22 protein-coding genes and 1 pseudogene are annotated in these 22,448 nt (G+C 71.6%); 10 read left to right on the top strand and 13 right to left on the bottom strand.

Annotation, left to right across the window (positions count from 1 at the left end; all coding sequences use genetic code 11):
- Positions 1–42 precede the first annotated feature (42 nt).
- Positions 43–1,536, bottom strand: coding sequence for a flotillin family protein (locus ACSHXC_RS02855; protein WP_438289989.1), 1,494 nt, complete (start codon positions 1,534–1,536; stop codon positions 43–45).
- A gap of 154 nt (positions 1,537–1,690) precedes the next feature.
- Positions 1,691–1,894, bottom strand: a complete 204-nt coding sequence (locus ACSHXC_RS02850) for a hypothetical protein (protein ID WP_053725353.1) — start codon at positions 1,892–1,894, stop codon at positions 1,691–1,693.
- Between the two features lie 117 nt (positions 1,895–2,011).
- Between ACSHXC_RS02850 and ACSHXC_RS02845 the strand changes: the two genes are divergently transcribed.
- Together ACSHXC_RS02845 and ACSHXC_RS02840 are read left to right on the top strand one after the other, a co-directional pair.
- Positions 2,012–3,004, top strand: coding sequence for a GlxA family transcriptional regulator (locus tag ACSHXC_RS02845; protein WP_438289988.1), 993 nt, complete (start codon positions 2,012–2,014; stop codon positions 3,002–3,004).
- A 70-nt stretch (positions 3,005–3,074) separates the two neighbouring features.
- Positions 3,075–3,698, top strand: a complete 624-nt coding sequence (locus ACSHXC_RS02840) for a cysteine hydrolase family protein (RefSeq protein WP_438289987.1) — start codon at positions 3,075–3,077, stop codon at positions 3,696–3,698.
- A 63-nt stretch (positions 3,699–3,761) separates the two neighbouring features.
- Here ACSHXC_RS02840 and ACSHXC_RS02835 read toward each other — a convergent pair whose 3' ends face one another.
- Complete coding sequence (locus ACSHXC_RS02835) at positions 3,762–4,457, bottom strand: alpha/beta fold hydrolase (protein WP_438289986.1); 696 nt, start codon at positions 4,455–4,457, stop codon at positions 3,762–3,764.
- A gap of 159 nt (positions 4,458–4,616) precedes the next feature.
- A complete protein-coding gene (locus tag ACSHXC_RS02830; protein WP_438289985.1) occupies positions 4,617–5,831 on the bottom strand; it encodes an MFS transporter in 1,215 nt (404 codons plus the stop codon).
- A gap of 280 nt (positions 5,832–6,111) precedes the next feature.
- Between ACSHXC_RS02830 and ACSHXC_RS02825 the strand changes: the two genes are divergently transcribed.
- The gene (locus ACSHXC_RS02825; RefSeq protein WP_438289984.1) at positions 6,112–7,134 is read left to right on the top strand and encodes a LacI family DNA-binding transcriptional regulator; all 1,023 of its coding nucleotides are present in this window, start codon (positions 6,112–6,114) and stop codon (positions 7,132–7,134) included.
- A gap of 42 nt (positions 7,135–7,176) precedes the next feature.
- Here the strand turns inward: ACSHXC_RS02825 and ACSHXC_RS02820 are convergent, their stop codons facing one another.
- Positions 7,177–7,755, bottom strand: a complete 579-nt coding sequence (locus tag ACSHXC_RS02820) for a DUF4352 domain-containing protein (RefSeq protein WP_438289983.1) — start codon at positions 7,753–7,755, stop codon at positions 7,177–7,179.
- Positions 7,756–7,941: 186 nt separating this feature from the next.
- Between ACSHXC_RS02820 and ACSHXC_RS02815 the strand changes: the two genes are divergently transcribed.
- The 4 genes and pseudogenes from ACSHXC_RS02815 to ACSHXC_RS02800 form a co-directional block, all read left to right on the top strand.
- The gene (locus ACSHXC_RS02815) at positions 7,942–8,235 is read left to right on the top strand and encodes a hypothetical protein (RefSeq protein WP_438289982.1); all 294 of its coding nucleotides are present in this window, start codon (positions 7,942–7,944) and stop codon (positions 8,233–8,235) included.
- Between the two features lie 148 nt (positions 8,236–8,383).
- Entirely contained in the window at positions 8,384–9,568 is a 1,185-nt protein-coding gene (locus tag ACSHXC_RS02810) for a thiolase family protein (protein WP_438289981.1), read from the top strand.
- 217 nt (positions 9,569–9,785) lie between these two features.
- On the top strand, positions 9,786–11,222 hold the full coding sequence (locus ACSHXC_RS02805; protein ID WP_438289980.1) for a benzaldehyde dehydrogenase: 1,437 nt from the start codon (positions 9,786–9,788) through the stop codon (positions 11,220–11,222).
- A 131-nt stretch (positions 11,223–11,353) separates the two neighbouring features.
- Positions 11,354–11,768 (top strand): annotated as a pseudogene (locus ACSHXC_RS02800) (hypothetical protein); the annotation flags it as partial.
- On the opposite strand, the gene ACSHXC_RS02795 reads toward ACSHXC_RS02800, so the two are convergent.
- Positions 11,720–12,067, bottom strand: a complete 348-nt coding sequence (locus ACSHXC_RS02795) for a DoxX family protein (protein ID WP_438289979.1) — start codon at positions 12,065–12,067, stop codon at positions 11,720–11,722. The pseudogene ACSHXC_RS02800 and the gene ACSHXC_RS02795 sit on opposite strands and share 49 nt — an antisense overlap.
- Positions 12,068–12,182: 115 nt before the next feature.
- Here ACSHXC_RS02795 and ACSHXC_RS02790 point away from each other — a divergent pair, with 115 nt between their 5' ends.
- The 3 genes from ACSHXC_RS02790 to ACSHXC_RS02780 all read left to right on the top strand — a co-directional run bounded on the left by ACSHXC_RS02790 (position 12,183) and on the right by ACSHXC_RS02780 (position 15,071).
- A complete protein-coding gene (locus tag ACSHXC_RS02790; protein WP_438289978.1) occupies positions 12,183–13,088 on the top strand; it encodes a LysR family transcriptional regulator in 906 nt (301 codons plus the stop codon).
- 106 nt (positions 13,089–13,194) lie between these two features.
- A complete protein-coding gene (locus ACSHXC_RS02785; protein ID WP_438289977.1) occupies positions 13,195–14,073 on the top strand; it encodes an RICIN domain-containing protein in 879 nt (292 codons plus the stop codon).
- A 98-nt stretch (positions 14,074–14,171) separates the two neighbouring features.
- On the top strand, positions 14,172–15,071 hold the full coding sequence (locus ACSHXC_RS02780; protein ID WP_438289976.1) for an AEC family transporter: 900 nt from the start codon (positions 14,172–14,174) through the stop codon (positions 15,069–15,071).
- 4 nt (positions 15,072–15,075) lie between these two features.
- Here ACSHXC_RS02780 and ACSHXC_RS02775 read toward each other — a convergent pair whose 3' ends face one another.
- The 7 genes from ACSHXC_RS02775 to pelF all read right to left on the bottom strand — a co-directional run bounded on the left by ACSHXC_RS02775 (position 15,076) and on the right by pelF (position 22,353).
- Positions 15,076–16,011, bottom strand: a complete 936-nt coding sequence (locus ACSHXC_RS02775; RefSeq protein WP_438289975.1) for an endo alpha-1,4 polygalactosaminidase — start codon at positions 16,009–16,011, stop codon at positions 15,076–15,078.
- Positions 16,008–16,670, bottom strand: a complete 663-nt coding sequence (locus ACSHXC_RS02770) for a spherulation-specific family 4 protein (protein ID WP_438296409.1) — start codon at positions 16,668–16,670, stop codon at positions 16,008–16,010. The genes ACSHXC_RS02775 and ACSHXC_RS02770 overlap by 4 nt, the downstream gene beginning before the upstream one ends.
- Positions 16,667–17,575 carry an NAD-dependent epimerase/dehydratase family protein gene (locus tag ACSHXC_RS02765; protein WP_438289974.1) on the bottom strand — a complete coding sequence of 303 codons (909 nt, stop codon included), beginning with the start codon at positions 17,573–17,575 and terminating at the stop codon, positions 16,667–16,669. The genes ACSHXC_RS02770 and ACSHXC_RS02765 overlap by 4 nt, the downstream gene beginning before the upstream one ends.
- 7 nt (positions 17,576–17,582) lie before the next feature.
- The gene (locus tag ACSHXC_RS02760; RefSeq protein ID WP_438289973.1) at positions 17,583–18,296 is read right to left on the bottom strand and encodes a nucleotidyltransferase family protein; all 714 of its coding nucleotides are present in this window, start codon (positions 18,294–18,296) and stop codon (positions 17,583–17,585) included.
- 31 nt (positions 18,297–18,327) lie between these two features.
- The gene (locus ACSHXC_RS02755) at positions 18,328–19,329 is read right to left on the bottom strand and encodes an SDR family NAD(P)-dependent oxidoreductase (RefSeq protein WP_438289972.1); all 1,002 of its coding nucleotides are present in this window, start codon (positions 19,327–19,329) and stop codon (positions 18,328–18,330) included.
- 100 nt (positions 19,330–19,429) lie between these two features.
- On the bottom strand, positions 19,430–20,818 hold the full coding sequence (locus ACSHXC_RS02750; RefSeq protein WP_438289971.1) for a hypothetical protein: 1,389 nt from the start codon (positions 20,816–20,818) through the stop codon (positions 19,430–19,432).
- Positions 20,815–22,353: a GT4 family glycosyltransferase PelF gene (pelF, locus tag ACSHXC_RS02745; RefSeq protein WP_438289970.1), complete on the bottom strand. Its 1,539-nt coding sequence runs from the start codon at positions 22,351–22,353 to the stop codon at positions 20,815–20,817. The genes ACSHXC_RS02750 and pelF overlap by 4 nt, the downstream gene beginning before the upstream one ends.
- Positions 22,354–22,448: the final 95 nt, after the last annotated feature.

Here is a 22,448-nt window from a genome sequence, read left to right as displayed (position 1 = left end):
CCCGCCGGATACCGGGCGGAGCAAACTCGCGTGCTGCGTACGTTACTTGTCGCCGCGCGGGACCTCCTCCGTGATCGGTATCGACTTCGAGAGAGGCGAACTCGGGGCCGCGGCATGCCCGTTGGGGGAGTCGCCGTTCTGGTTCATGGATGCAAGGAGCTGCCGCGCCAGGCCCAGACCCGTACCGCCCATCGTCAGGGCCTTCGCGAACATCTCCGACATGCCTTCGGCGCCGTTGAGCAGCACCATGTGCTCCACATTGCCGAAGGCGGAGGCGCCCGCCTCCACGATCTGCGGCCAGTTCTCGGCGAGCTGCTGGGCGACCACGGCCTCCTGGTTCTCCGCGAGTGCCGCAGCCCGTGCCTTGATGGCCTCGGCCTCCGCCAGACCCTGGGCCTTCGCCGACTCGGCCTGTGCGAGTCCCTTGGCCTGCGTCGCCGCCGCCTCGGCCTCACCCGTCGCCCGGGTCGCCTTCGCGGCCGCGAGCCCGCGCGCCTCGGTGGCCTGGGCCTCGGCGGCCGCGGCCGCCTTGACCCGGGTCGCCTCGGCTGCCGCCGCGAGCTCGGTCTCCTTTGCCTTGGCCTGGGCCGCCGAGATGCGGGCATCGCGCTCGGCCTCGGCCAGCGTCCGCTTCTCGTACGCCTGGGCATCGGCGGGCTTGCGCACATCGGCCTGGAGCTGCTGCTCGCGGCGGTGTGCCTCCAGCTCGGCGACCCGGGTCTCCTGGACCACGACCTCCTGCCGGGCGGCGGCGTCCGCGAGCGGGCCCGCCTGCCGGGAGCTCGCCGCGGCCTTGTCGCGCTCGGCCTGGTAGCCGGCCTGGAGGATCTCGCTGTCCCGGGTCGCCTCCGACATCCGGGCGAACGCGGCCTGTTCGGCCTCGGTGGCCCGCAGGTTCGCCTCGGCCTGGGCGATCCGCGCGTCGCGCTGCACCGCGGCCGCGTGCGGCATCGCCAGGTTCTTGATGTACCCGGTCGGGTCCTCGATCTCGTGGATCTGCAGCGAGTCGACGATGAGACCGAGCTTCTCCATCTCCGTACCGCACGCGGCCCGGGTCTGCCCGGTGAGCTTCTCCCGGTCCCGGATCATGTCCTCGACCGTCAACCCGCCCACGATGGAACGGAGATGACCGGCGAAGACGTTGTGCACACGGTCCGACATCAGCTTCTGCTGGTCGAGGAAGCGACGGGCCGCGTTGGCGATCGACACGAAGTCGTCGCCGACCTTGAAGATGACCACGCCCCGCACCTTCAGCGGAATGCCCTGCTGCGTCACGCAGTCCACCGACAGCTCGGTCTCGTTGAGATCGAGCGACAGCTTCCTGACCGCCTGTACGCCGGGCAGTACGAGGGTTCCCCGGCCGGTGACGATCCGGAACCCCATGCCCTCGCCGAGCCCCTCGGTCCGGTGCTTCGAACCGGAGATGACGAGTGCTTCGTTCGGCTCGGCCACCCGCCACATGAGCTTGAACAGGCCGACCAGAACGATGATGGCGGCGAGAACCAGTCCCGCCGCGACGCCGATGACCATCGGCATACGCCCCCTTCATGCAGTGCCGCTCGGCACTGATGGGGGGAGTTTGCTCCTGGCCGGATGTGGCGTGAAGACGCTTACGGATCCTTGTCGCAATCTTGATACGCACCGGTGAATGCGCAGATGACAGCGGTGGCCAACGTGAGCCTGGGCGCGCTCAGTTGTCGTACGCGGCCATGACGTAGACAGTACGCGGAGGCAGGTATTCCACCACCGTCACGACCGTCCCCGTCTCGATCCGGCCCGTGCCCGGCGCGGGGTGGGCCAGGAAGTGCTCGGCCCCGCCCCGGATCCTGACGATGACCTCGCCCACGAGCCCGGGCCCGATCGTTCCGGTCACCCGCCCGAGCAGCCCCACCATGTCCTGGCTCATCGGGGGAGCGTAGCCGACGGGGCCGCGAAGCCGACGGGGTTCCGTGTCCGGATGTGACAGGGAATCGTCATTGCGGCCGCTGGGGCCGGCGGTGAGGATGGGGTCATGCCCACTTCGCACCGGGTCGTCATCGCGGTCTTCCCCGATGTCGACCTCCTCGACGTCACCGGACCGGCCGAGGTCTTCGCCCTGGCCAACCGGGAGACCTCGGGCGGCGCCGGATACGAGGTCCGGCTGGCCGGGCCGGCGTCCGGCGAGGTGCGGACCTCGGCGGGAGTGCGGCTGCTCGCCGACCTGTCCTTCGACGAGGTCGGCGCTCGGGTGGACACCCTGCTCGTGCCCGGCGCGGTGGACATGACCGACGAAGGCCCCCTCGCCCGGATCGACCACGACGTCGTGGCCTGGGTGAAGGACACCGCGCCGCACGCCCGGCGGGTGGCATCGGTGTGCGTGGGCGCCCATGTGCTCGCCGCGGCCGGGCTCCTCGACGGGCGGACGGCGACCACCCACTGGTCGACCGCCGCCCAGCTCGCCGCCGACCACCCGGCCGTCACGGTCGACCCGGACCCGATCTTCGTCCGCACCGACCGGGGGAGACTGTGGACAGGCGCCGGGATCAGCGCCTGCCTGGACCTCGCGCTCGCGCTGGTGGCCGAGGACCAGGGCGAGGACGTGGCCCTCGCGGTGGCCAGGCAACTCGTGATGTACCTACGGCGGCAGGGCGGCCAGAGCCAGTTCTCCGTGCCGCTCAGCCGGCCCGCCACCTCCCGGCGCGACATCGACGAGCTGCGGCTGTGGATCGCCGACCACCTCGGCGACGACCTGTCGGCGGAGGCCCTGGCGGCCCGGATGTGCCTGAGCGGGCGGCACTTCGCCCGCGTCTTCAAACAGGAGACCGGCGCGAGCCCCGCCGCCTATGTCGAGGCCGCCCGGGTCGAGGCGGCCCGGCGCCTCCTGGAAACCACCGACTGCCCGCTCGACGAGGTCGCGGAAGCGGCCGGACTCGGCTCGGTCGAAACCCTGCACCGTGCGTTCAAGCGGCAGCTCGCCACCACCCCGGCCGCCTACCGCCGCCGCTTCCGCACCCAGCCCGCCTGACCTTCCGTATCCAACCCACATGCGAGCCGGACGGCTTCGCCATGCCCAACTCCCTTGTGAAAGGCACCCGATGAGCACCTCCATGCCCTCCACCACCCTCCGCGACATCGTCGGCCTGGACAACCGGCCGCCGAAGCTGAGCGAGTCCATCCTGATCATGATCGACTTCCAGAACACCTACCGCACCGGCGTGATGGCCCTGGAAGGCGTCGAGGAAGCCCTCGCGGCCGGGGCGCGCCTGCTGGAGCGGGCCCGCGCCGCCGGCACCCCGGTCGTGCACATCATCAACGACGGCGGCGAGGGAGGCCCGTACGACATCCATGCCCACATCGGTGCCATCAGCGACGAGGTCGCGCCGAGGGACGGCGAGCCGGTCGTGGTCAAGCAGGTCCCCAACGCCTTCCACCGCACGGAGCTGGAGAAGACGCTGACCGAGCTCGGTGCCGCCCCGGGCAGCGGGAAGGACCTGGTCATCGGCGGGTTCATGACCCACATGTGCGTCAACTACACATCCCAGGGCGCCTTCAACCTCGGCTACCGGCCCACCGTCGTCGCCGAGACCACGGCCACCCGATCGCTCACCGCCCCCGACGGCACCGTGCTGCCCGCGGCCGCCCTCCAGACCGCCGCGCTCACCTCGATCACGGACCTGTTCGGCATCGTCGTGGCCACGGTCGACGAGCTGCCCGAGTGACAACCCGGCGCCGGGCGGCAGGACCACGGGGGTGCCCCGCGGCCCGGCATACATGACGGGTCGTCAGATCCACCCGTCCAGCGACGCCATGAACCCCTCGAAGTCGTCGCGGTGGATGGTGTGTCCGGCGCCCTTGACCGTACGTACCTCGAAACCGCGCGCTTCGAGGCGGGTCACCTCGCTCGCGTCGTACAGGAAGCTCCCGTCGGCGAACTGGACGAGCGAGGGGACGACGGCCTTCTCGGGGACCTGGTCCGCGCTGAATATCGGGGCGAGGCCGAGCGCGGTGTTCTCGTCCCAGAGCTTCAGCGTGGCCAGCTCGATGTCGACGTCCTCGGCCTCCCAGCGCGGGTTGAGCACCGCGACGGTCGCCCGGCTCGCTGCCTTGAACTGGGCGAAGATCTCCGGACTGACGCCATGCTGCTGGAAGTTGACGTTCCAGGCGGGGTCCGAGTAGACCGCGCGGGCCGGCCGCAGCCGCTCGGCGGCGAGCGACAGGGAGAGCCCGCCGAGGGAGTGGCCGATCGCCAGCTCGGCGCCGGCCGGGAGGGTTTCGACGAGATCGTCGGCGAAGAGCTCGGCGGTGTACTCGCCGCGCCCGCTCGCCCCATGGCCACGCAGGTCCACCGCGATGACGCGGTAGCCCCGCTCGGCGAGCGCGGGACCGACCTTCCGCCAGGTGCGGTGGTCGGCCATGATCCCGTGGACCAGGAGGGCGACACGGTCACCCTCTCCCCAGGTGCGGGTGTTGAGCTGCACGGTGATGCCTTTCGGTACGGGTGGTGCTGTCGGGCGATTGCTGTACGGGGCCGGGGCGGGCGGTGCGGTCAGGCGCGGGCCCGCCCCGGAACCGTATGTGTACGGATCATGGACCGGCGCACCTGTCAGGTGTGCGCCGACCCCGGACCCGTACGTCTCTCAGCGCACGGACCTGATCGGGCGCACCGCGAGCGCGCCCAGGACCGAGAGCGCCGCTCCGGCCAGGAAGAGTGCGGTGTAGCCGCCGCTGACCGAGACGATCAGCGAGGCCGCGAAGGGGGCGACGATCTGCGGGCCCGCGTTGGCGACGTTCAGGACGCCCATGTCGCGGGCGGCGTCCTCGGCCTTCGGCAGGACCAGGGTGACCAGCGCGGTGTCGACCGCCATGTAGCAGCCGAAGCCGAGCCCGTTGACGACCGAGAACGCGATCATCGCGGGCCAGCCCGGTGAGACGGCAGGGATGACCAGGGCCGCCGCGGACAGCGCGGCCGACGCGCCGACGAACAGCTTGCGTCGGTCGTAGCGGTCGGAGAGCCAGCCGCCGAGGACGGTCGAGACGACCATCGCGAGCGCGTTGACGGGCATCAGGATCGCCACGGCCTGCTCGGGCCCCAGTCCGGCGGGCAGATGGGTGTGGTCTTGGAGGATGTAGAGCTGATATCCAGCCACCGCGAAGTAGCCGAGGACGAGCAGCGCGCGGCCGATGAACGCCCAGCGGAAGTCGTGGTCGCGCAGTGCCCCGGTGAACGCGGCGAGTTGGCGCCCGACGGGCAGCGGCCCCTTGGCGGGCCGCCGCTCCTCGCGCGTACCGGCGGTGAAGATCACCGCGGCGGCCGCGACGAGCGCTCCGAAGACCAGGTAGCCGGTGCGGTAGTGGTCCGAGAAGGCGGCGCCGAGCAGCGCGCCGATGGTCGAGCCGAACGGCAGCCCGAGCCCGACGGCGGCCGACGCCTTGCCGCGCGCGGCGAGCGGCACCCGGTCGGGGACGACCGAGGTGAGGGCGGCCTGGTAGACGTTGAGGACAGCCTGGCCCAGGCACCACACGATCGTGACCAGCAGGATCGTGTGGACCGTGCCGAGCAGGAACATCACCGGCAGCGCGAGCAGGCCACCGCCGAGTATCCAGGGATTGCGGCGCCCCGAGCGGTCGGAGAGCGCGCCCGCCACCGGGTTGAACACGGTGGCGAAGATCGCCGAGACGCCCGAGACGAGTCCGAGGCCGGCGACCTTGTGCGCCGCGTCGATGCGCTCGATCTGGAGCGCGAGCAGCACGCCGGGCACGCCGATGTAGAGGGCGTACAGGGCGGTGTTGCCGAGCAGGAGCAGCGGAAGCAGCCCGCGTGCGGGCCGGGGAGCCGGGGCGGTTACGGCCACCGGGAGGCCGGTACCGGGGGAGGAAAGGGCCACGCTGCCCTCCGAGGAGTGAGGAGGCGGATGAGGGGTGCACGAGCGGCGCGGGACGGCGTCCTGACCGGCCGGAATTGAGGGGTCCCGGGCCGGAGGTCCCCTGCGTGACACCGGTGAACGCAAGGGGTGAGGCCGTCCGGCGCGTTTGATGACACGTGTCAATTGCTCGTGTAAGCACTGTGTAGCATCGAATTCAGGCCATCCGCTAGACCCCGAGCGGGATGCGTCTGGAAAGATGCCGATCGCGATGAGCCAGACACCCAAGCAGCCTGCCGACCGTCCCGTCCCGACCAGCGCCGATGTGGCCCGCCTGGCCGGGGTCTCCCGGGCGACCGTGAGCTACGTGCTCAACAACACCTCGGCCGTGCGGATCAGCGAACCCACCCGGGTCCGGGTCCGCGCCGCCGCCGAGGAACTGGGGTACGTCCCGCACGCCGCGGCCCGCAGCCTGCGCGCCGGCCACACCCGGATCGTGCTGCTTCCCACCGCGCACATCCCGGTCGGCCCGCTCTACAGCCGGTTCTTCAACGAGCTCCAGTGGGAGCTGCGCCGGCTGGACTACACGGTCGTCCAGTACGGCAGCCTCGGGCTCGGCGCGGACGAGGCGGCCCGCGCGTGGGCCGAGCTGCGACCCGTCGCCGTGGTCTCGCTCGGCGAGATCGAACTCACCCCGCAGGGCGTCCAGCTCCTCAAGCGGTCCGGCGCCCGGGCGGTCATAACGCTGGGCCCGCAGCGCGTCGAGGGCGCCCACGCGCTCGTGATGGACCAGCGCGAGATCGGCGAGAGCGCGGTGGCCCACCTCCGCGAGCGGGGCCGCCGCCGCATCGGCGTGCTGATCCCCGAGGAGCCCGGCCTGGAACTCTTCTCCAAGCCGCGCCTGGCCGGTGCCCGCAAGGCCGCGCACGGCACCGACGCGGTGATCGAGCCCGTGACGATGGCGTACACGGAGGAATCCGCGGCCGAACTGGCAGGCCGCTGGCGGGAGTTGGGCCTGGACGCGGTGTTCGCGTACAACGACGAGTACGCGATGCTCCTGATGCGCGCACTCCAGGACGCTGACATCGATGTCCCCCGCGAGACCGCGGTGATCGGCGCGGACGACCTCCTGCTCGGCCGGCTGCTCCGCCCCCGCCTGAGCACGGTCCATGTGGAGATGGTGACCGGCCGCCACCTGGCCGAACTGGTCGACCGAGTGGTGCGCGACCCGGACGGCACCCCGGAACGCCACGACCTGATGGGCGCCAGGGCACTGCCGCGCGAATCGAGCTGAGCGGGCGCCTCGGCCTCGAAGGCGGAGGCGCCCGTGGCGGCACTACTTCACGGACCACTGGCCCGTCTGGTCGGCGAACCCGCTGTCCATGGTGAACTGCACGGTAGCGATCTTCGACGTCTTCGGCACCTCGAACAGGATCCAGCCGAGGGCCTTGTCGCCGGGCGCAACCTTGGCGGACGCGGGCATCAGCGGCCCGGCAGTGATCTCACCGAACGTCGTCTGGAACCGCTGACCGTCGGTGTCGGCGGCCTGCGCCCCATTGGACGGACTGTCCTCATAGGGAGCCGAGCCGGTGTTGACGAGTTCGAACTGTGCCGCTGCCCACCGGCTTCCGTCCTTCGGAGCGGAGAACTCGTTCGCGCTCACGGCCGGGTCGAGCCACCGCTTGACCGTGACGTCGAGCTGCTCGCCCTTGTTCGTGCCCTTGAGGGTGATGGTGTCGCCGATAGCGGCAGTCTTCGCGCGGCTCGCCGTGGGTTGTGCGGACCGGGACGACCCGGGTGCCGAGGGCTTGCTGTCGTTGGGTTTGGTGGTGACCGTGTTTCCCGCAGTGCAGGCGGTGCCCGCGAGGAGGAGAAGCACGCCTGAGCTGATGGCATGGGCGATGGTGTGGCGCATGGTGCCCCCAGATGGTGCATGGCTGAGGGACGCAGTGTGGGCGCGTGGCCGACCAGCCGTGATCGATGTGGCTGGTTCGTGACGACTTGGCTATCTCCAGGTGACTTGATCGTGTCGGGTGGGACTTGCGAGGTGAGTGGGGCGGGACGGCGTGCGGTTGGGCCTCCGGGTGTTTAGCGTCGGAGCATGAGCAACCAATCGCGGCCTTCGAGCCGGCACCCCCAGCGTTTCGAGATCCTGCTCGTTCCTGAGCACGTCGAGGACCGGGGCGGTGCCTCGGTGGCGGACAGTGCCGTGCGGTCCGCCGTCGTCGAGGCCACCGGTGAGTGGGGGGTCTCGGGCTATCCACGCTATGCCGGGCACGGCATCGAGGCCGAGATCGACTCGGCCGGCCACGCGGTCGAGGCGGTGCTCGTCGACGGGTCCGAACTCGACATCGGTCTCGGCGTGGTGGTCAGAGAGGTCCCGGCCCGGCCGTGACGTGTGATCGCGTTGTGGCCGGGGCCCGTTGACAGCGGACGGCGGCGGGCAGAGACTCGGGCGCAGCCATTCATGAACATCACTTCACTGGGCGAACGGGCTGGCGTGATGGCCCCGAACCGGTGAAGAGATCCGTGGGAGAGACCCGATGAGCATCCGCGACGTGTACATCGTCGACGCCGTCCGCACCCCGATCGGCAAGTTCGGGGGTGCGCTCGCCCCGGTGCGGCCCGACGACCTCGCCGCGCACGTGGTCAGGTCGCTGGTGGACCGTACCCCGGAGCTCGACCCGGCCCGCATCGACGACGTGTACTTCGGCGATGCCAACGGCGCGGGGGAGGACAACCGCGACGTGGCCCGCATGGCCGTGCTGCTCGCCGGGCTTCCCGTCTCGGTACCCGGCGTCACCGTCAACCGCCTCTGCGGGTCCGGCCTCGAAGCCGTGATCCAGGCGGCCCGCGCCATCGCCGTCGGCGACGCCTCGATCGCCGTCGCGGGCGGCGTCGAGTCGATGTCCCGCGCCCCCTGGGTCGTGCAGAAGCCCGAGCGCGCCTTCCCCGCCGGCCACCAGCAGATGTACTCGACCACCCTCGGCTGGCGCATGACCAACCCCAAGATGCCCGCCGAGTGGACGGTCGCCCTCGGCGAGGGCGCCGAACTCATCGCCGACAAGCACGGCATCACCCGCGAGCAGCAGGACGCCTTCGCCTTCGACAGCCACCGCAAGGCCGCCGAGGCATGGGCCAAGGGCCTCTACGACGGCGAGGTCGTCCCGTACGACGGGGTCGACCTGGTCCGCGACGAATGCATCCGGGAGTCCTCCACCATGGAGGCGCTCGCCCGGCTCAAGCCAGCCTTCCGTGCGGACGGTTCGGTGACCGCGGGCAACGCCTCCCCACTCAACGACGGCGCCGCCGCCTTGCTCCTCGTCGACGAGGAGGGGCTGCGCGCCACCGGCCGCGAGCCGCTCGCCCGCATCCGCAGCTCCGCCGTCACCGGCATCGAGCCCCAGCTCTTCGGGCTCGGCCCGGTCGAAGCCGTCCGCAAGGCGCTCGCCAAGGCGGGCAAGGGCTTCGCCGACCTCACCGCCTTCGAGCTGAACGAGGCGTTCGCCGCCCAGTCGCTCGGCTGCCTCGCCGAGTGGCCCGGACTCGACCCCGCCGTGGTCAACCCGCGCGGCGGCGCCATCGCCATCGGCCACCCCCTCGGCGCGTCCGGCGCCCGGCTCGCCGGAGCCGTCGCCCACCAGCTGGCCGCCACCGGCTCCGGCACGGGCCTCGCGGCCCTCTGCATCGGCGTGGGCCAGGGCCTCGCCCTCGTACTGGAACGCTAACGGGATTGTTGCGTACGGGAGTTGAGGCTCTCGGGTGGGCGCTCGGTTGGGCGCTCCGGGCTTTCGTTGATCGCTAAATCATCTTACGATGGCCGCTCGCGCACCCCGACTGCCGTGCCGCGTACGGGGCGTCCGCAGTGCCTTGCTCAACTTCCCTGCCCTGTAAGGGACTTGCTGGACTTCCCTGCGGCGGCGACACGGCGACTGGAGAGGCTTCATGACCCTGCTCGACCCCAAGACGTGGCAGCCCAGAACGCTCGCCGGGGGTGAGCACGAGGTCGTCGAGCCCGCCACGGGGGAGTCGCTCGGCGCCATCACCCTCGCCGCCGGTGAGGACGTCGACGCGGCCGCCGAAGCCGCCGTCGCGGCGCAGGCCGCCTGGGCGCGCACCCCGCACTTCGCGCGCGCGGCGGTCCTGCGCCGGGCGGGCGACCTGTTCGCGCACCACGCCGACGAGCTGCGGGAGTGGCTGGTCCGCGAGTCCGGATCGGTGTCCGGCAAGGCGGACTTCGAGCTGCACGTCGCCGCGCAGGAGTGCTACGAGGCCGCCGCCCTCGCCTCCCGCCCGCTCGGCGAGGTGCTGCCGAGCGAGCAGCCACGGCTCTCCTGCACCCGCCGGGTCCCGGTCGGCGTGACCGGTGTGATCGCCCCGTTCAACGCCCCGCTCATCCTCTCCGTCCGCTCGGTCGCTCCCGCACTCGCGCTCGGCAACGCCGTACTGCTCAAGCCCGACCCGCGTACTGCCGTCTGCGGCGGGCTCGCGCTCGGGGCCGTGTTCGCCGAGGCCGGGCTGCCCGAGGGGCTGCTGCACATCCTGCCCGGCGGCGCAGAGACCGGGCAGGCGCTCGTCGCCGACCCGCGCATCCCCGTCATCTCGTTCACCGGATCGACCGCCGCCGGACGCCGGGTCGGCGAGGCGGCCGGCCGCCAACTCAAGCGCGCCCACCTGGAGTTGGGCGGGAACTCCGCACTCGTCGTGCTGGCCGACGCCGACATCGAGGGCGCGATCGCGCAGGCCACCTGGGGGTCCTTCTTCCACCAGGGCCAGATCTGCATGACCACCGGCCGCCACCTCGTGCACGACTCGCTGTACGAGGAGTACGTCGAGCGGCTCGCCGCCAAGGCCGACGCGCTGGCCGTCGGCGACCCGTACCGCGAGCAGGTCCACCTCGGCCCGGTCATCGACCGGTCCCAACTCGCCAAGATCCATGGCCTGGTGAAGTCCAGCACCTCTCGTGGTGCCCGGCTAGCCGCGGGCGGCACCCACCGGGACCTCTTCTACCGCCCCACCGTGCTCGCCGACGTCGACGACCACACCCCCGCCTATGCCGAGGAGGTCTTCGGACCGGTCGCGCCGGTCCGCTCCTTCGCCACCCTGGACGAGGCCGCGGCCCTGGCAGCGGCGGGTCCGTACGGTCTCTCGCTCGGCATCGTCACCCAGGACACCGCGCTCGGCCTGGAGCTCGCCGACCGCATCCCGACCGGGATCGCCCACATCAACGACCAGACGGTCAACGACGAGGCGGTCGCGCCCTTCGGCGGCATCGCGGCCTCCGGAACCGGCGCCCGGTTCGGCGGCTCGGCCAACCTGGACGCGTTCACCGAACTGCGCTGGACGACCGTGCGGCGCGAACCGGCGGGCCATCCGTTCTAATGCCTTGATCAGGCAACGTCTGTCCTGTCGACGAGCCCGCCAGTGGGCGCCGGGCCGGGCGCCGACTCGCCGCCGCTCTACTCGGGTTGTCGGATCTCCCGTGCCCGAGCCTGGTGACGGCGGGCTGCGAGAATCCGGGCCCCCGGACCGAACCCGCGGCCCGCGCCGCTCTCTCGCTCGACGCCATCCGCCGGCAGTACCTGCACGGAGTGGACCGACCAGAGCTGGTCGATCCCGACACCTGGGCCGCGGACCACCGCGAGGTCAACCGGCCGGGCAAGGACCTCGTGCACCTCGCCCTGTTCCGCGACTACGCCGGCAATCCACCCCTCTACCCTCAGGTCCACGCCGACTTCCGGGATCACCAGGTGTCGCTCCTCGCGAGGCGGACACTTCCTGCTCGAAAGCCACCTGGACACCGTGGCCGGGTTTGTTCGCGGGTTCCTGGGCGCGCCGGGTGGCACTTCAGGCGATGTGCCACACGGCCGACACCTTGTTCACCGTGCGAGGGCAACGCAGAGGGAGGCGACGGACAACAGCAGATAAGTCCCGGGAAACGCCATGTTGTGGTACACGCGAGTCTGTACGTGTCTGACGACGGCACCGACGAAGAACAGCACCAGCCCCACCGCGGCGGCGATGCCGAGGAATCGGACTCCCAGGAGCCCGAGCGCCAGCCCGACGGCTCCGGCGGCCTTGAGCGTGGCTAAGGCGGGGAGCAATGAGGTCGGGAGGCCGACCTCGGCCATGTTGCCGAGGACGAACTCGGCCTTCGCGAAGTCGGCCACCGCGATGGCGGCGTTGGCCACGATGGTGATGACGGTGATGAGCATCGTCACAGACATGATTTCTCTCAGGGGATCGTGAGCTTCGGCAGGTCGCGGCTGCGTACCCCCGGTTCAACAAGCCTCACCAAGGCCGGCGTTGGGCGTCCAATACCTGCATCCATAACCTGATGGCATGGACGTCGACACCCGGTTGCTGCGCTACTTCGTCGTGGTGGCCGAGGAAGGGAACCTGACCCGCGCGGCGGAGCGGCTGTTCGTGGCCCAACCGGCGCTGACCAAGCAGATCAAGCAACTGGAGAGCCGGCTCGGCGTGCGGCTGTTCACGCGGTCCCGCGCGGGTATGGCTCTCACCGAACCGGGCCGGTCGCTGGCGGAACGGGTGCCCGCGGTGCTGGCCGAGTGGGAGCGGGCGCTACGGGAGACCAGGACCGCGGCCAGCCAGGCGGAGTGCGTGCTGCGGGTCGGCTTCATGGCCAGCGCCGCCAACGAGGCGACCCAGCACATCGTGGCGGAGTTCGCCCGTCGCCGGCCGGGCTGGAGGGTCGAGATGCGCCAGGCCGCCTGGTCGAACCCGACCGCCGGACTGGCCGACGGGGACGTCGATGTCGCCCTGCTACGGCTGCCCTTTCCCGGCCAGGCGGGGCTGCGGGTGGAGGTGTTGCTGACCGAGCCCCGCTGGGTCGCCCTGCCCACCACGCACCCCTTCGCCGCACGCGACCTCATCCCCTTTCGTGAGCTGTGGGACGAGCCGTTCGTGGCGGCCCCGCCCGAGTCCGGCCGGTGGCGGGAGTACTGGCTGGCCACCGATGAGCGCGAGGGCCACCCACCCCGCATCGGCGCCGTCACCGACCAACCCGACGACTGGCTCAGCGCCATCGCCAACGGCTACGGGATCGCGCTCGCCCCGGAATCCGCCGCCCGCTTCTACGCCCGGCCCGGCGTCACCTACCGGCCCGTCAGCGGCGTCAGCCCCAGCCGGGTCGGCGTCGCCTGGGCACCCGGCAACGACGGCAACCCGGTCGTCCAGGACTTCGTCCGCTGCTGCCTGGAGAGCAGGCCCCCCGGCAGGACGGCATAACCGTCGCGGTGGCCAGATTTGATCACTATTGGTCATCAAGCCGGAACTCTAGGGTGATGGCGTGGCCCGCGGTGTGCGGGATGCGAGCAGAGAGGGATCCACGACGGTGACGGTCAAGATCTTCGAAAGCAGTGGCGTCGAGGCGTGCCCGAAGGGCTGGTACGCGCTCTACGAGCACGAGGACTTCAATACCAAGGAGCGCGGGCGGGTCCTGCTCTGCGACCAGACACTCGGGGACCTGCGGGCCTTCGGGTTCGACGGGGGGGTCCTGTCGGTGGTGAACCACACCGAGCAGAGCGTCGCCCTCCACGTCGAGCCCGACTCCCAGGGCTTCGCCGCCCAGGTGGGCCCGCGGGACGAACTCCGCTCCATCGCCGAGAAGGACACGCGGGAGATCGATGGCCTGGGAAGCCCGGTGGGCGAGTCCCGCAACAAGCTGGGCCCGGCGCTGAAGAACCGGACGGCCTCCATACGCATCTTCCCGCTCGGCTCCGACGCCGCACAGGTCATCCGCAACCTGCCCGTCGAGGAGGGCACGTACGTCCTCACCAACATCGGCAGCGGCAAGGTGCTGGACGTGCTGGGCAACGAGAAGGAGAACGGGGCGAACGTCGGCCAGTACACCCGGCACGGCGGTCCGAACCAGCAATGGACGTTCACGCCCGTGCGGCGCGACTACTCGCGCAACCCGGCGTACAACGACACCGGCGAGTACGAAATCGCCTCCACGGCGAGTGGAAAGCTCCTGGAGGTCGCCGGAGCGGCCCTGCAAGACGCCGCGAACATCCAGCAGTGGGACCGTACCGGCGCCGCCGGCCAGCGCTGGTGGGTCACGCCGATCGGCGACGGCGTCTTCGTGATCAGCAACATCCACAGCGGCAAGACCGTGGATGTAACCGGAGCTTCCAAGGACAACAGCGCCAACGTCCAGCAATACACGTTCAATGACACCGTCGCGCAGAAGTGGCGCATCGAGCGCGTCTGACCACTGCCTGGAACCCGTTCGGATACCGCGACCCCGACCGCGGGCATCGGACACCGGTCCGGCATTCTTGGCCGGTGCACTCGGTTCTCTCCGGCTTTTTGCCCATCTGGACCATCACCGCGTTCGGCTGGGGCGCCGGGCGGTTCAATCTGCTCGGTGACCAGGCCCAACAGGTCCTCGGTCGCTTCGCGTTCACCTTCGCCATGCCCTCGCTGCTGTTCCTCACGATGGCGAAGTCGCGGCCCGGCGAGCTGGCGCAGCCCGGCGTCGCGGTGTTCGCCCTCAGCCTGCTCGCCGTGTTCGGCGCGGGGCTGATCGCGAGCAGGCGGCTCTTCCGGCGCAAGAAGGCCGAGCAGGCGATCGGCGCGATGGCCGCGTCCTATGTGAACTCGGCGAACCTCGGCATTCCGGTCGCCGTGCACGTCCTGCACGACACGTCGTTCATCGTGGCGGCGGCCCTGTTTCAAATGCTGTTCATCACGCCGCTGATCCTGGTGCTCATAGAGCTCGATGTGCGCCGGGGCGCGGGCAGGCGCTGGCTTCGGATGCTCCAACTGCCCGTACGCAACCCGGTGGTTGGGGCATCTGCCGCAGGCGTGGCCGTCGCCGCGCTCGGGCTGCGCCTGCCCGACGAGGTCACCTCGCCGCTCACCATCCTCGGCGGCGGCGCCGTCCCGGCCGCCCTGTTCGCGCTCGGCCTGTCGCTCACCGCGCGCGCCGCGGCCGACCCGGGGGAGCGGGCCGAGCGCAGCCTGCTCGTCGCCCTCAAGATCGCCGTACAGCCGCTGCTCGCCTACGCGTTGGGGAGGTGGGCCTTCGGGCTCGGCGGGCACGAGCTGTTCGCGGTGGTGCTCTGCGCCGGACTGCCCACGGCGCAGAACGCCTTCATCTTCGCCTCCGAGTACCGGTTGGACATCGAGCTGCCCCGGGACACCGTGCTGCTCTCGACGCTCCTGTCGATGGCGTCCCTCTCGCTGATCGCGGTCCTCCTCGGCTGACCGCTCAGCAGGGCTGGCGCCAGACGTCCAGCTTGAGGTTCTTGCGCATCGAGGAGAGCCCGAGCTTGTCGGACTTGGCGCAGAAATCCTTGGTCGGCAGCTCGTACTCGACGTGGAAGACCGCCTTGTCCGCCTTCACGAACGGCGTGAGCAGGGCGCACTCGTCGTACTGCGCACACTGCTCGTTGACCGCGAAGTCGAAGGCGGGCACCAGTTCCGGGATCTGCTGGAGATCGTTCTTGAGCCCCACCGCCAGCCCCCGCGCGTGCGCGATCCCGGAGAGCATGCGGTTGTACGCCAGCTGGTCGGCGGCCTTGAGCGGAAAGCCCGTCTTGTTCAGATAGCCGTCCATGAGATCCGGCTCGACCGCGTCGAAGCCCTTCTCCTTGCACATGTCGAAGCGGCGCTCCATCAGCGGACGCAGCACGTCGATCTGCCGGATGTCGAGCCAGCGCTCGCCTTCCCAGCCGTTGTTCTCGCCCTGGACCGCGGCCGGGAAGTCCCCCTTGTCGGGCCGGAAGTTCTCCCAGGCGCCCGCGTTGATGTAGCAGATCGCCTTGCGGCCCTCGCCGTGCAGCTTGGCGACGTCGGCCGCGGTGTTCTCGAAACCGTCGATGTCGTACACCGGAACATCGGGGCCGTCCTGCACCCGCCCGTTGAGCTGCCACTGCCAGGCGGTGCCGGGCTTGGGCTGCCAGAGCTTCGCCGGGGCCGAACCGCTCGGCGAGGGCGACGGAACGGGATTGCCCGGTGACGGGGAGGCGGGGGTGCCGGAGGCCGAGGGGGAGTGGGAAGGGGAGGGCGTCGCCGTCGGACGCGGGGTGTCCGGGCCGTCGGTGTCGTCGTCCGAGGAGCCGGACGAACAGGCGGTGGCGAGCAGGAGAAGGGTGACGGCGGTGCAGAGCAGCGCCCTCGGGTTGCGGGCCAGGGTGTGGTTCATGGCGTCTTTCCGGGAAGCACGGGCGGCAGCGCCGCCCACGGATTGGGTAGCTCGCGCTCGACCACGCAGCACACGCCCGCGCCGCGGTCACCGGCCGTCCGCAGGGCGAGCGCGAGGAGCGCCCCGGGCACGCCGTACACCAGGTGGCACAGGCGTTCCGGCGGCTGGCGGTCGGCCCAGCCGGGGCGGGTGAAGGCGGACGCATAGGTGTCCCAGTGGCCTTCGAAGGTGACCAGGAGATCGGCGATCCGAAGATAGCCGGGCGCGGGATGCACGCCCGGGTTGAGCACCACGGTGGCCGCGCCCGCCCGCCGGGCGGCCCGGGCGGCCTGCCGCACGAACGGCAGGCCGGTCCGGTCGGCGGGCGCCCGGTCGAGGAAGCAGCCGTCGGCCCCGTACCAGTCGCGGTGCCGCTCGACGTCCCGCAGTACGTGGGCCGGCGGCCGGGCGCCGTAGTCCAGGTCGACATAGCCGAGCACCCGGACGCCGGCCGAGCGCAGCGCCTCGGCCGGCTCGACGAACGCCGGGTCCGGGGCGGCGCCCGGCCCGTCCGCCGCGTTGAGCACCACCCCGTAGAGGCCGGCCGCCGCCTCGGCGAGCCGCTGCCAGGCGGCCGGGTCCTCGGCGGGGTGCACATAGAGCGGAACGAGCAGCATCAGTGCACCGGTTCCCGGTCCGGCTCGGCGCGCACGGCCGCCCACAGCGCGGACACCGAATCGGCGAGGGAGTACTGGGGCGACCAGCCGAGGGTGGTCCGGGCCGCGCCCGGGTCGGAGCACTGCCAGGGCACGTCCGCCGAGCGCGCCGAGCCTTCGGCGTTCTCCTCGATGTGGCCCTTGAACCCCGCGGCGCGGACCAGTTCGTACACCAACTCCCTTACGGGGACGGCCTGTCCGCGTGCGATGTTGAGCACCGGGGGCAGCGGTCCGCCGTCGATGGCCGCCAGGACCGCGGCGTGGGCGACATCCCGCGCGTCCACGAAGTCGCGGTGCGCGGAGAGGTCGTCGAGCCGCACCGAGGACCGTGGTCCCAGGTCGCGCAGCTGCCGGGCGAGGCGGCCCGGCAGCCCGGCGGCGGGCGCGCCGGGACCGACCGGGTTGGTGATCCGCAGGACCACCGCGTCAAGCCCGGAAGAGGTGACGGCCAAGGTGCCCGCCAGCTTGGTGGCTCCGTACAGGGTGGTCGGGTGGGTCGCGGACTGCTCGGTGACGCGCTCCCCGATCCCGCTCGGCCCGTACTCGGCGGCCGATCCGAAGTGGACGAGCCGGGCGGTCGGGGCGGCCTCGCGCAGCGCCGCGCACAGCACGGCCGGGCCCCGCACATTGACCTCGGCCAGCGCCATCGACTGCGGGCCGACCGCCCCCGCGCAGTTGATGACGGCATCGGGGGCGTACGAGAAGAGCCGCTCGGCGAGCGGCCCGGGGCCGACGGTGGCGAGGTCCACGGCGAGGTCGGCCGTCGGGCCCCGGCCCGCGCCGAAGAACCGCACGCCGGGCAGGGCGCGCAGCTCCCGGGCGACGTGGCCGCCCAGGTAGCCGCTGTGGCCCAGTACGAGAATGCGCATGGGAGGGTCAGACCCCCTTCAACAGGAGGGAACGGTGGCTGGTGAACTCGGCGTTCGCCCGGTCGTAGTCGTCCGGGCGCCCGATGTCGAGCCAGTAGCCGTCGAACGCGTAGGCATGCGGCAGGGTTTCGGCCTTCAGGAGGTCGAGCACCAGCTCGTCGAAGCCCAGCGGCAGGCCGGAGGTGTAGCCGTCCAGGGTGCTGAGGGACAGGCCGTACACGCCCATCGAGACGCGGTAGTCCATGCTCGGCTTCTCGGTGAAGCCCACCACCTTGGTGTCGTCGGTGGTCAGCACCCCGAAGTCGATGTGCACCTTGCGGGCGTACGTGGCGATCGTCAGCGGTGCGCCGCTGGTGCGGTGCTGGGTGAGCACGTCCGCGTAGTCGAGGTCCGTGAGGATGTCCCCGTTCATGACGAGGAAGGACTCCGGCAGCCGGTCCCGCATGGTGAGCAGCGGGCCGATGGTGCCGAGCGGGCTCTCCTCGGTGCTGTAGTCGATGTTCAGACCCCAGCGTTCGCCGTCGCCCACATAGGCCCGGATGATCTGGCCCAGGTGGCCGATCGCGATGGTGCATCCGGTGAACCCGGCGGCCGCGAGCTGGCGCAGCACGATCTCCAGGATCGCGTGCTGGTCTCCGATCGGGACCAGCGGCTTGGGCAGCGCCGTGGTGTACGGCCGCAGCCGGACGCCCTTGCCTCCGGCGAGTATCACTGCGTGCATGGGAGCCTCCCTGAGAATGGGACTGGCGGGGTCAGATGTTGTAGATGCCGGTCTTGTAGCGGGCGAGGTTGCCCGGGTCGCGGAAGAACTCCGCGGTCCGCTCCAGGCCCGACTCCAGGCCGAACCCCGGCTGCCAGCCGGTGGCTTCGGTGAGCCGGCTCGCGTCCGCGACCAGACGCATCACTTCGGAGTTGGCGGGACGGATGCGCTGCCCGTCCTCCTGTACGTCGAGTTCGGCGCCCATCACCTTGCCGATGAGCCGCACCAGGTCGCCGACCGAGATCTCGGTGCCGGTCCCCGCGTTGAACGTCCGCCCCACGACGCGCTCGGCGGGGGCGGTGCCCACGGCGAGGAAAGCCCGCGCGGTGTCGGCGGCGAACGTGAAGTCCCGGGTGGGCCGCAGATCGCCGAGCGTGATGGTGCGCGAGCCGGCCGCGACCTGGCCGATGACGGTGGGGATCACGGCCCGCATCGACTGGCGCGGCCCGTAGGTGTTGAACGGCCGCAGCGTCACCACGGGCGTGCCGAAGCTCGCGTAGTAGCTGTCCGCGAGCCGGTCCCCGCCGGCCTTCGAAGCGGCGTACGGGGACTGGGTGTTGATCGGGTGGTCCTCGGTGATGGGCACGGTCTGCGCGGTGCCGTACGTCTCGCTGGTCGAGGTGTGCACCAGGCGCGGCGTCTCCAGGGCGCGGACCGCTTCGAGCACGTTGAGCGTGCCGGTGACGTTGGTGTCCACGTAGCTGTGCGGGGCCTGGTAGGAGTACGGGATCGCGATCAGCGCTGCCAAGTGGTAGACGGCCTCGGCGCCTTCGGTGAGGCCCCGCACTGAGCCGGGGTCGCGGACGTCGCCCAGGACGATCTCGACCTGGTCCAGGACGTCCGCGGACAGGGTCTCCAGCCAGCCGTACGACGAGAAGGAGTTGTACTGGGCCATCGCGCGGACGCGATGCCCGGAGGCGACGAGGGCCTCGGTGAGGTGGGAGCCGATGAAGCCTTCGGCTCCGGTGACGGCGACAAGCGGTGCGGAAGTCAACTGCCGCTCCTTTCAACGCTGTTCAGAACATTGGGTGATCATTCGGATGCGGTGCGTGAGGCTGGTGCCCCGCCCTGTGCCGGGTGGGGCGCGGTGCGGGTCAGGCGTGCGCGGTCGGCCGCCCGAGCAGGTGCAGGGTGGTGCCGGTCAGGGCGAGGGCGGCGGCCGCGCAGCAGAGCAGTTCGGTGAGCGGGCCCGGGGGCGGCGCGAGCAGCCCGGCCGAGGCGACCCCGGCCGCGGCCGCCAGGCTGACGGCGGCCGGCGGCCAGGCGATGCCGAACGCCTGGAGCAGCAGCGCCGTCCACAGCAGTGCCGCGAGCGCGAGCAGGGGCGCGGGCTCGGCCCCGGTGAGCAGCGCCGCGGGAAACAGCGGGAGCAGATAGACGAGGAGGCAGCCGCCGAGGACGGCGGCCGAGCGCCACCGGAACGCGGCCGGGGTGGCCGTCGCCCGCAGCGCGGCCACCGACAGGCCCCGGTAGCGGTAGAGCAGCCATTCGGCGGGGCCCATGCTGAGCGTCAGCGCGATCACCGCGAGCGGATGGCGCTGACCGGCGAACGCCACGAGCACACCGGCGGCCAGGCCGAAGAGCCCGTACGGCAGTGACGCCACGAGCCGGGGCGCCGCCGAGGAGGTCGCGCCGGGTTCCTTCAGCGCCTCCCGCAGACAGTGGCCGACGGCCGCGATCACCAGGACCAGGGTGAGCGCGCACAGCCCCACCCGCAACAGCGAGCCCGGCTCCCGGAACGGCAGGACGGCGGCCCCCGCGATGATCGGGCCGAGCGCGCCGAGCAGGAGCCGCTCGCGCGCCAGGACCAGGAGGATCCCGGCCGCCGCGAGATAGCAGGACTGGCCGGCCACGAAGAACGCCGCTTTGCCCGGCCCCACGATCGCGAAGCCCGTGGCACAGGCCAGCAGGGCGCCGAGCGGCGCGCCCGCCATCAGGGTGCGGGCCGCCTCGGCGCGGCCCGAGGCCATCCGCAGATAGGCGCGGTGCCCGAGCCCCTGCCCCCATGCCCAGGAGACGAGGCCCGCCACGACCAGAGCGAGCACCGCCCGGTCGCTCTGCCACAGCCGGGCGGTCAGCGGATAGGCGAGCCCCGGCAGCGCGAACAGGGCGCCGCGCAGCGCGCACCGCACCGGGTCGGGCTTCCAGGGATCGGCGGCCGCGGGCGGCTCCGGGAAGCTGCGCGGCACCCGCCGGTACAGGTCCTCGGCGAGCGCGAACAGATTGCCGTGGCCGTACTCGTCGGCGATCTGCTGGGCCGTCAGGCCCTCGGACTCAAGCAGCGCCGCCACCTCGTAGGCGTGCACCGCGGGCCCTATCTGCTCGGCGAGTTCGGCGGCGAGGCGGTCCACCGCCGCGTCCTTGCCCGTCCGCGCGGGCGCACGGCCCGGCAGACGCAGCGTCATCGTGGACTCGGTGGCGAGCCGGAGCGTCAGCGTGTCGTCGCGGCCGTCGGACGGCTGCAGACGGATGGGCCCGCTCATCCGGCCACCCGGCTCAGCTCGGCGGGGACCAGGCGCAGGGCCATCGTGGTGTCCTCGCTGTGTTCTCTTCGCCGGACCGGGACAACTGCCCCGCCGCGTACGGATAGTTCGAGATAGATGGCCCGGAAGGTGTCGACGGTCTGGCGCAGCGTGAACTGCTCGACGACGCGCAGCCGGGCCGCTTCTCCCATGGCCGCCCGGCGCACCGGGTCGCCCAGGAGTTCCAGGGCGGCCGCGGCCATCGCGTCCGGATCGCGCGGCGGCACCACGAGCCCGGTCTCGCCGACCGCCTCGCGCACCCCGCCCACATCCGTGGAGACGGTGGCCCTGCCGCAGCTCATCGCCTCGATGAGCGTGAAGGGGAAGCCCTCGCTGATGCTGGACAGCATGACCACGTTGCCCGCGGCGTAGGCGTCCCTGATGTCGTCGACCCGGCCCTCGAAGGTGACCGCGCCGCCCTGGTCGAGCGAGTCGGCGAGGGCTTCGCACCGCTCCCGGTAGGCCTCGCCGCCCCGGGGCGTGCCGCCGAACAGGCGCAGGGTGGCCTCGGGGAGTTCGCTGCGCACCTTGGCGAAGGCGCGGATCAGCGTCTCCAGATCCTTGATGGGGTCAACTCGCCCGGCCCAGCTGAGAGTTGGGGTCGAAGGTTCCGGTCCGGCGGGCGGGAACGCCGCCGGGTCGACCCCGTTGTACACGGTACGTATGAGCTGCGGATCGGCACCGCCCTGCTCCTCCCACAGCCGGTTGTACTGGTTGCCCGGCGTGATCAGCGCGGCCCGCCGGTACGTCTCCTCGGCGAGCAGCCGGAAGAACCCGAGCAGCACCGCCTTGACCGGCCAGCGGTACGGGGCGGTCCGGTAGCCCAGATAGCGCTCGCGCAGATAGACGCCGTGTTCGGTCAACAGCAGGGGCACGCCGTGGAGTTCGGCCCCGACGAGCCCGGGAAGCACGGCCACTCCGCCGCTGACCGCGTGCGAGACGCCCTGGCTCGGCGGGGTCGCGGCGAGCGGCCGCAGCGCGTGCTCCAGGAGCCCGGTCGCGGTGACCGCGTCGTGCAGGGTCGGCCGTGCCTCGCGCACGGCGAGCCCCGGCCGGTTCCACACCTCGGTCATGACCCGGATCGCCCGGTCGCCGCGCAGCGCGGGGCTGAGCTGTCCGTCCCGGGCGGCCCGGGCCATCTCGTACAGCGCGGGAGAGAACCCGCTCTCCGCCGAGGGGTCGAGCAGTGCGGTGAGGAAGCGTTCGTACGCCGTCATCAGGCGCCGTTCCTGGCGGCCGCGCGGGGCCGAACCGGCCGGCGCGGGGCCCCACATGGGGACCGAGACGGCCTCGGAGGCGTGCGGCGGGAGGTCCCACACGGTGGGTTCGCGTCCGGTGCCGGTCACCGCGATGATGTCGAAGTCGATGTCGGGCATTCCGGTGACGAGCTGGTCGCACCAGACGCTCACCCCACCGTGGCTGTGCGGATAGGTGCCCTCGGTGAGCAGGGTGACCCGCGCAGCGCCGGAGCGCGGCGCGCGGTGTGGTACGTGCATGCATGCGCTCCGCGGCTGAAGAGAGCGGTGGGTGGTGAAGGCGGCCCGGCGGCCCGCCGCCGCGGCGGCGGCGGGCGTTCGGAGCCTCGGTGGAC

This window comes from Streptomyces sp. HUAS TT7, assembly GCF_051550175.1.
Lineage (GTDB): Bacteria > Actinomycetota > Actinomycetes > Streptomycetales > Streptomycetaceae > Streptomyces.
The sequence above is the reverse complement of the archived record's forward strand: the minus strand, read 5'-3'. Positions and strand labels throughout refer to the sequence as shown.

Bases quoted from the DNA above. Each gene is read 5' to 3' on its own strand.
- pelF (WP_438289970.1), bottom strand. From the start codon at position 22,353: ATGCACGTACCACACCGCGCGCCGCGCTCCGGCGCTGCGCGGGTCACC.
- ACSHXC_RS02840 (WP_438289987.1), top strand. From the start codon at position 3,075: ATGAGCACCTCCATGCCCTCCACCACCCTCCGCGACATCGTCGGCCTG.
- ACSHXC_RS02850 (WP_053725353.1), bottom strand. From the start codon at position 1,894: ATGGTGGGGCTGCTCGGGCGGGTGACCGGAACGATCGGGCCCGGGCTC.
- ACSHXC_RS02825 (WP_438289984.1), top strand. From the start codon at position 6,112: ATGAGCCAGACACCCAAGCAGCCTGCCGACCGTCCCGTCCCGACCAGC.
- ACSHXC_RS02810 (WP_438289981.1), top strand. From the start codon at position 8,384: ATGAGCATCCGCGACGTGTACATCGTCGACGCCGTCCGCACCCCGATC.
- ACSHXC_RS02795 (WP_438289979.1), bottom strand. From the start codon at position 12,067: ATGTCTGTGACGATGCTCATCACCGTCATCACCATCGTGGCCAACGCC.
- ACSHXC_RS02820 (WP_438289983.1), bottom strand. From the start codon at position 7,755: ATGCGCCACACCATCGCCCATGCCATCAGCTCAGGCGTGCTTCTCCTC.
- ACSHXC_RS02765 (WP_438289974.1), bottom strand. From the start codon at position 17,575: ATGCGCATTCTCGTACTGGGCCACAGCGGCTACCTGGGCGGCCACGTC.
- ACSHXC_RS02815 (WP_438289982.1), top strand. From the start codon at position 7,942: ATGAGCAACCAATCGCGGCCTTCGAGCCGGCACCCCCAGCGTTTCGAG.
- ACSHXC_RS02855 (WP_438289989.1), bottom strand. From the start codon at position 1,536: ATGCCGATGGTCATCGGCGTCGCGGCGGGACTGGTTCTCGCCGCCATC.
- ACSHXC_RS02775 (WP_438289975.1), bottom strand. From the start codon at position 16,011: ATGAACCACACCCTGGCCCGCAACCCGAGGGCGCTGCTCTGCACCGCC.
- ACSHXC_RS02805 (WP_438289980.1), top strand. From the start codon at position 9,786: ATGACCCTGCTCGACCCCAAGACGTGGCAGCCCAGAACGCTCGCCGGG.
- ACSHXC_RS02790 (WP_438289978.1), top strand. From the start codon at position 12,183: ATGGACGTCGACACCCGGTTGCTGCGCTACTTCGTCGTGGTGGCCGAG.
- ACSHXC_RS02760 (WP_438289973.1), bottom strand. From the start codon at position 18,296: ATGCACGCAGTGATACTCGCCGGAGGCAAGGGCGTCCGGCTGCGGCCG.
- ACSHXC_RS02845 (WP_438289988.1), top strand. From the start codon at position 2,012: ATGCCCACTTCGCACCGGGTCGTCATCGCGGTCTTCCCCGATGTCGAC.
- ACSHXC_RS02750 (WP_438289971.1), bottom strand. From the start codon at position 20,818: ATGAGCGGGCCCATCCGTCTGCAGCCGTCCGACGGCCGCGACGACACG.